The organism is Spirillospora sp. NPDC046719, from assembly GCF_040645715.1.
In the GTDB taxonomy this organism is placed as follows: domain Bacteria; phylum Actinomycetota; class Actinomycetes; order Streptosporangiales; family Streptosporangiaceae; genus Spirillospora.
On record NZ_JBEYYT010000544.1, the window covers coordinates 1 to 5,369 of the forward strand.

The 5,369-nt window shown below is 74.7% G+C and carries 6 protein-coding genes; 1 reads left to right on the plus strand and 5 read right to left on the minus strand.

What is annotated here, in order from left to right:
• On the plus strand, nt 1–1,490 hold a 1,490-nt coding region (locus ABZ914_RS45520; RefSeq protein WP_500200902.1), incomplete at its 5' end, for an SPFH domain-containing protein.
• On the opposite strand, the gene ABZ914_RS45525 is transcribed toward ABZ914_RS45520, so the two are convergent.
• Genes ABZ914_RS45525 through ABZ914_RS45545 form a run of 5 tightly spaced genes read right to left on the minus strand, consistent with a single transcriptional unit; the run spans nt 1,444 to nt 5,224 of the window.
• Nucleotides 1,444–2,640: a cytochrome P450 gene (locus ABZ914_RS45525; protein WP_500200903.1), complete on the minus strand. Its 1,197-nt coding sequence runs from the start codon at nt 2,638–2,640 to the stop codon at nt 1,444–1,446. The genes ABZ914_RS45520 and ABZ914_RS45525 overlap by 47 nt on opposite strands.
• Nucleotides 2,637–3,848, minus strand: a complete 1,212-nt coding sequence (locus ABZ914_RS45530) for a cytochrome P450 (protein ID WP_500200904.1) — start codon at nt 3,846–3,848, stop codon at nt 2,637–2,639. The genes ABZ914_RS45525 and ABZ914_RS45530 overlap by 4 nt, the downstream gene beginning before the upstream one ends.
• Nucleotides 3,845–4,459: a GTP-binding protein gene (locus tag ABZ914_RS45535; RefSeq protein WP_500200905.1), complete on the minus strand. Its 615-nt coding sequence runs from the start codon at nt 4,457–4,459 to the stop codon at nt 3,845–3,847. Before ABZ914_RS45535 ends, ABZ914_RS45530 begins: the two co-directional genes overlap by 4 nt.
• Nucleotides 4,437–4,793 (minus strand): DUF742 domain-containing protein, encoded by a 357-nt coding sequence (locus tag ABZ914_RS45540; protein ID WP_433148485.1) that lies wholly within the window; start codon nt 4,791–4,793, stop codon nt 4,437–4,439. The genes ABZ914_RS45535 and ABZ914_RS45540 overlap by 23 nt, the downstream gene beginning before the upstream one ends.
• Nucleotides 4,790–5,224 (minus strand): roadblock/LC7 domain-containing protein, encoded by a 435-nt coding sequence (locus ABZ914_RS45545; RefSeq protein ID WP_500200906.1) that lies wholly within the window; start codon nt 5,222–5,224, stop codon nt 4,790–4,792. The genes ABZ914_RS45540 and ABZ914_RS45545 overlap by 4 nt, the downstream gene beginning before the upstream one ends.
• Nucleotides 5,225–5,369: the final 145 nt, after the last annotated feature.

Below are 5,369 nucleotides of genomic sequence, written 5' to 3' on the forward strand. Positions count from 1 at the left end.
AGGAGAAGAGCACCGCCCACGCGGGGGCCAACCCCACCGTGGAGACGGTCGGCCCCCCCCTGGCCGGCCGGGCGGCCGGCGGTAGGTCGCGCCGCACTCCCCCCCCGCCCCCCGGCGCGGCGCCGCCGCCGGGGCCGCTGGCCAAGCGGGACCGCGCCCTCGGCGCCGCGCCCGCCGCGTCCCCCGAGCACGCCGAGACGGGCCCGGTCGAGGTGCGGGTCAAGGGGTTCTGGCGCTGGAAGAACGTGCTGGTCCCGCCGAACGCCTTCGTCGTGCACACCCGCCGGGGGCGCGCGGAGCCGCTGCACATCGGGCTGGGGGTGTCGTTCCGGTTCAACCCGTCCACGGACTCGTTCCTGGTGGTGCCGGGCGCGACGCAGACCATCCTGATCAACGCCTACTGCATCTGCAGCGAGCTGCAGGGCGTCCTCGTCCAGGGCTACGTCCAGTGGATCATCCAGGACTTCGCGACCGCGTACCGCAAGCTCGACTTCGGCGACGCGCAGGACCCGATGCGCGTGGTGAACCTGCAGCTCCGCGAGCAGGCCGAGGCGGCGATCAAGGACAAGGTCTCCAGCATGGGCGTGCGGGACGTGCTGAGCGACAAGCAGCCGATCATCGAGGAGCTGACCGCGCGGCTGCGCGCCGTCGCCGAGGGCGAGGACCACAGCGACCGGGGGCTCGGGCTGCGGATCGTCACCGTGCAGATCAAGGAGGCGGTGGTCAGCTCGTCGCGGCTGTGGGAGAACCTGCAGAAGCCGTACCGGGCCGAGCAGGGCCGGATCGCGCGGCTGGCGGAGCTGGAGGCGGAGGAGGCCGTCGCGCAGCGGGAGATGGCGGCCGAGCGGGTGAAGGAGACGCAGCGGCTGGAGCACGAGCGGGAGCTGGCGGAGCTGCGGTCGCGCAACGAGGCGCAGCGGTTCGACACCGAGGCCGCCGAGAAGCAGCGCCGGACCCGCCGCGAGCACGACGACGCCCGCGAGGTCGCCGAGCTGGAGACGGAGACGACGCGGCACGCGCTGCGGATGGAGCGCGAGCGGCACGCGGAGGAGGCCGAGACGGGGCGGCTGCGGATCGAGCGCGACCACGAGCTGAACCGGCTGCGGGTCGAGGGCGAGCTGGTGGTCCAGGAGACGCGGGCGCGGTCCCAGCACGAGACGGCGCTGCTGGGGCTGGAGCGCGACCGGGCCCGCGCCGCGATGGACAACGAGCAGACGCCCGCCGCGATCCAGGCGCGCCTCATCGCCCGGCTGCCCGAGATCCTGGAGCGGCTGCCGAAGCCGGACGAGCTGCGCACCGTGACCGTCAACGGCGCCGACCAGACCAGCCTGGCGGGGCTGCTGACCCAGCTCGCCGCGGTGGTCGGCGCCCTGCGCGCGGCCGCCGGCGAGTCCCCGTCCGCAACGGGCGGCGCCCCATCCGCCACGGGCGGGGCCCCGTCCGTCACGGGCGGGGCGCCTCCGGCGGGAAGCGGACGGGCAGCGCGGTGAGCGCCCGGTGGAACGGGCCGGGACGCCATTCCAGCTCGTCCACCGGGACCGCCAGCTCCATGTCAGGGAGCCGGTCGAGGAGCTTCTCGATGGCCACGGACGCGATGAGCCGCGCCTGGCCCTTCGCCGGGCAGGTGTGCGGGCCGGCGCTGAACGCCAGGTGGGCGCGGTTGCCGGCGCGTCCTGCGGCCGCCCGGGACGGGTCGGTGTTGGCGGCGGCGTAGGAGATGACGACGGGCTGGTCCTTCGGCAGCACGCGCCCCCGGAACTCGACGTCCTGCCGCGGATAGGTGATCCCGAAGTTCGCCATCGGCGGGTCGGTCCACAGGATCTCGTCGAGGGCGTCCTCGACGGGGAGGCTGCCGCCGGACAGGTCGCCGCCGAACCGGTCGTCCGACAGCAGCAGCCGCATGCCGTTGGCGATGAGGTTCTGCTCCGGCTCGACGCCGCCGCCGAGCAGCGTCACGAGCTGGTGCAGCATCTCCGCGTCGGTCAGCTCGGACGGGTGGGACAGCAGCCACGACGTCACGTCCGCGCCCGGCCTCTCCCGCTTCAGCGCGACGAGCTCCATCGTCGCGCCGCCGAGCATCGCGTTGCTCGCCTCGGCGTCGACGCCGTTGAGGATGCCGCCGAGCCCGGTCAGCATCCGCTCGCCGATGTCCGGCGGGCAGCCGAACAGCTCCAGCACCACCCGCGTCGGCAGCATCCGGGCGTACCCGGCGATCAGCTCGACCTCCCCGTCCCCGGCGAAGCCGTCGATGACGAGGTCGGCGTTGCGCTCGACGTTCTCGCGCAGCGCGGCGGGGTCGACGCGGGCGAGGCCGTCGGTCACCGCGGACCGCAGCCGCGCGTGGGCCGGGCCGTCCGCCGCCTGGCAGTTCTCCCGCCACATCATCACCGGCAGCACCGGGCAGTCCGCGGGCACCCCGGCCTGCCAGCGCCGCGCGTCCTTCGGGAACGTCGCCGGGTCGCGCAGCACCTCCAGCGCCGCGTCGTAGCCGATGACGAGCGTCGCCGGGATCCCGGGCGCCAGCTCGACGGGCGCGAGGTCGCCGTGCTCCCGCATCCGCGCGTAGACGCGTTCGGGCGCCTCCGCGAACTCCGGCCCGTACATGGGCACGCGGTCGGCCGTGACAGGCGCTTCGGTCATTGCGGCGGGAACCTCACCGGCAGTGCGACCAGCGCGCGGTGGAACGGGCCGGGCCGCCATTCCAGCTCCTCGGCCGGGACGGCCAGCTCCATGTCGGGCAGCCGGTCGAGGAGCATCTCGATCGCGGCGGACGCGATGAGGCGCGCGTGCCCCTTGGCCGGGCAGGTGTGCGGGCCCGCGCCGAAGGCCAGGTGGGCGCGGTTGCCCGTCCGGGCGTGCGAGGCGCGGGACGGGTCGGTGTTCGCCGCCGCGTACGAGATCAGCACGGGCTGGTGGGCGGGCAGCCGGTGGCCGTGGAAGTCGAGGTCGTGCCGCGGGAAGGCGGTGTTGTAGTTCGCCAGCGGCGGGTCGGTCCACAGGATCTCGTCGAGGGCGTCCTCGACGGGGAGGCTGCCGCCGGACAGGTCGCCGCCGAACCGGTCGTCCGACAGCAGCAGCCGCATGCCGTTGGCGATGAGGTTCTGCTCCGGCTCGGTGCCGGCGCCCAGCAGCAGCACGATCTGCTCGGCCATCTCGTCGTCGTCGAGCTCGGCGGGATGGCTCATCATCCAGGACGTCACGTCCGCGCCGGGGCTCTCCCGCTTCAGCGCGACCAGGTCCCGCGCGGCCTGCCCGAGCATGGCGTTGGCCTGCTCGGGGGAGACGCCGTCGAAGATCCCGCTCATGCCGCGCACGAGCCGGTCCCCGATCTCGGGCGGGCAGCCGAACAGCTCCCGGAACACCAGCAGCGGCAGCACGCGCGCGTACCCGCCGATGAGGTCGGCCTCCCCAGCGCCGGCGAACCCGTCGATCAGCGTCGTCGCGGCGCCCTCGGTGTGCTCGCGCAGCGCGGCGGGGTCCACGCGGTCCAGGCTCTCCTTGATCACCGCGCGCAGGCGCGCGTGCGTGGCGCCGTTGGTGAACAGGGCGTTGGGCCGGCTCATCATCATCGGCAGCACCGGGCACTCCGGTCCCACCGACGCCTCCCACACCGTGCTGCACCGCGGGAAGGTCTCCGCCTCCCGCATGACCTCCAGCGCCGCGTCGTAGCCGATGACGAGCGTCGCGGGGACCCCGGGGGAGATCTCGACGGGCGCGAGCGCGCCGTGCGCGCGCAGCGCGTCGTACACCCGGCGGGGGTCGGCGGCGAACTCCGGCCCGTAGAGCCGTCCGGGCTCCCCGCCGTCGCCGGCGGCGCCGTCCGCGGGGCGGGTCTGGTCGACGGTCACGGGGCCTCCTGGCCGAGCGCGAGCAGGTGGTCGACGAGCGCGATCAGCGCGTGCGTGGAGGACGTCCGCTCCCGCGCGTCGCAGGTGACGAGCGGCGTGGACGGCGCGAGGTCGAGCGCCTCGCGCACCTCCTCGTCGGGGAACTCCGGCGACCCGTCGAACCGGTTCACCGCCACCGCGTACGGCAGCCCCTGCCTCTCCACGATGTCCATGACGGCGAACGACTCCTGCAGCCGCGCGGTGTCCACCAGGATCAGCGCGCCGAGCGCGCCGCGCGCAAGGTCGTTCCAGAGCCGGGTGAAGCGCTTCTGGCCGGGCGCGCCGAACAGGTACAGGACGAGGTCGTCGCTCAGCGTGAGCCGGCCGAAGTCCATCGCGACGGTGGTCGTCGTCTTGTCGCGGACGCCGGCCAGGTCGTCGACGGTGGCGCCGGCCTGCGTCATCCGCTCCTCGGTGCGCAGCGGCCGGATCTCCGACAGCGTCCCGACGTAGGTCGTCTTGCCGACCGCGAAGTGCCCCACGATGAGGATCTTGACGGCGGTCCGGACGGTCTCCCGCAGGTAGGGCCCGCCGCCGACCACGCCCGTGTCAGAGACTTGCGCGGAGTCCATCGAGCACCTCCTGCAGGAGCCGGGTCCGGGACGTCGGGGCGGCCGGTGCCGGCGCCCGCGTGGTGAGGTGGCCGCTGTCGACCAGGTCGGACAGCAGCACCTTCGTGACCCCGACGGGCAGGGCCAGATGCCCGGCGATCTCCACGACCGACAGGGCGCCGCCCCGGCACAGCTCCACGATCCGCAGCTTCTCCGGGGACAGCCCCCGCCGGGGCAGGTCGCCGGCCGAGATCACCAGCGTGACCAGGTCGAACACGTTGCGGGACGGGTGCGCCCGGCCGCCGGTGACCACGTGCGGCCGGACCAGCGCCCGCTCGTCGCGGCGGCGGCTCATGCGCGGCTGTCCGCGCCCGGGCGCGGCGGGCTGGTCAGCTCCTTGCCCAGCCGCTGCACCAGCTCCTGGAGCCGGAACGACACCGTCTCCATGTCCACGTGCTGCGTCGCCGACACCGCCAGGTAGGCGCCCGGCCCCGCCGCGACGAGGAACACGTACCCGTCGTCGAACTCGCTGACGGTCTGCCGCCACGTCGTGCCCGCGTCGCCGCAGAACTCGGCGGTGCTGCGGGCCAGCGACTGCAGCCCGGACATGCCGGCCGCCTGCCGTTCCGCCTCGTCCCGCCCGATGCGCTCCGAATGGGCCATCAGCAGCCCGTCGGCCGACAGCAGGATCGCGTACCGCGTCTCCGGCATCCGCAGGGCGTCGTCGAGCATCCACCCGAGCCGGTTCGTGCCGTCGTCCATCGCGCCGTTCCACCCCTCGTTCATGGCCGCAGGTCCTTTCCTTCAACGCTCGGCGGCGGCACCGGAGTGCCGGCGGGCGGCGTGCCCGCGCGGCCGGACCGGGTGCCGCGCTGCCAGGCGCCGAGCCCGGCGGCGGTCTCGCGCGCCGGGCGCACCGGCGCGGCCCAGG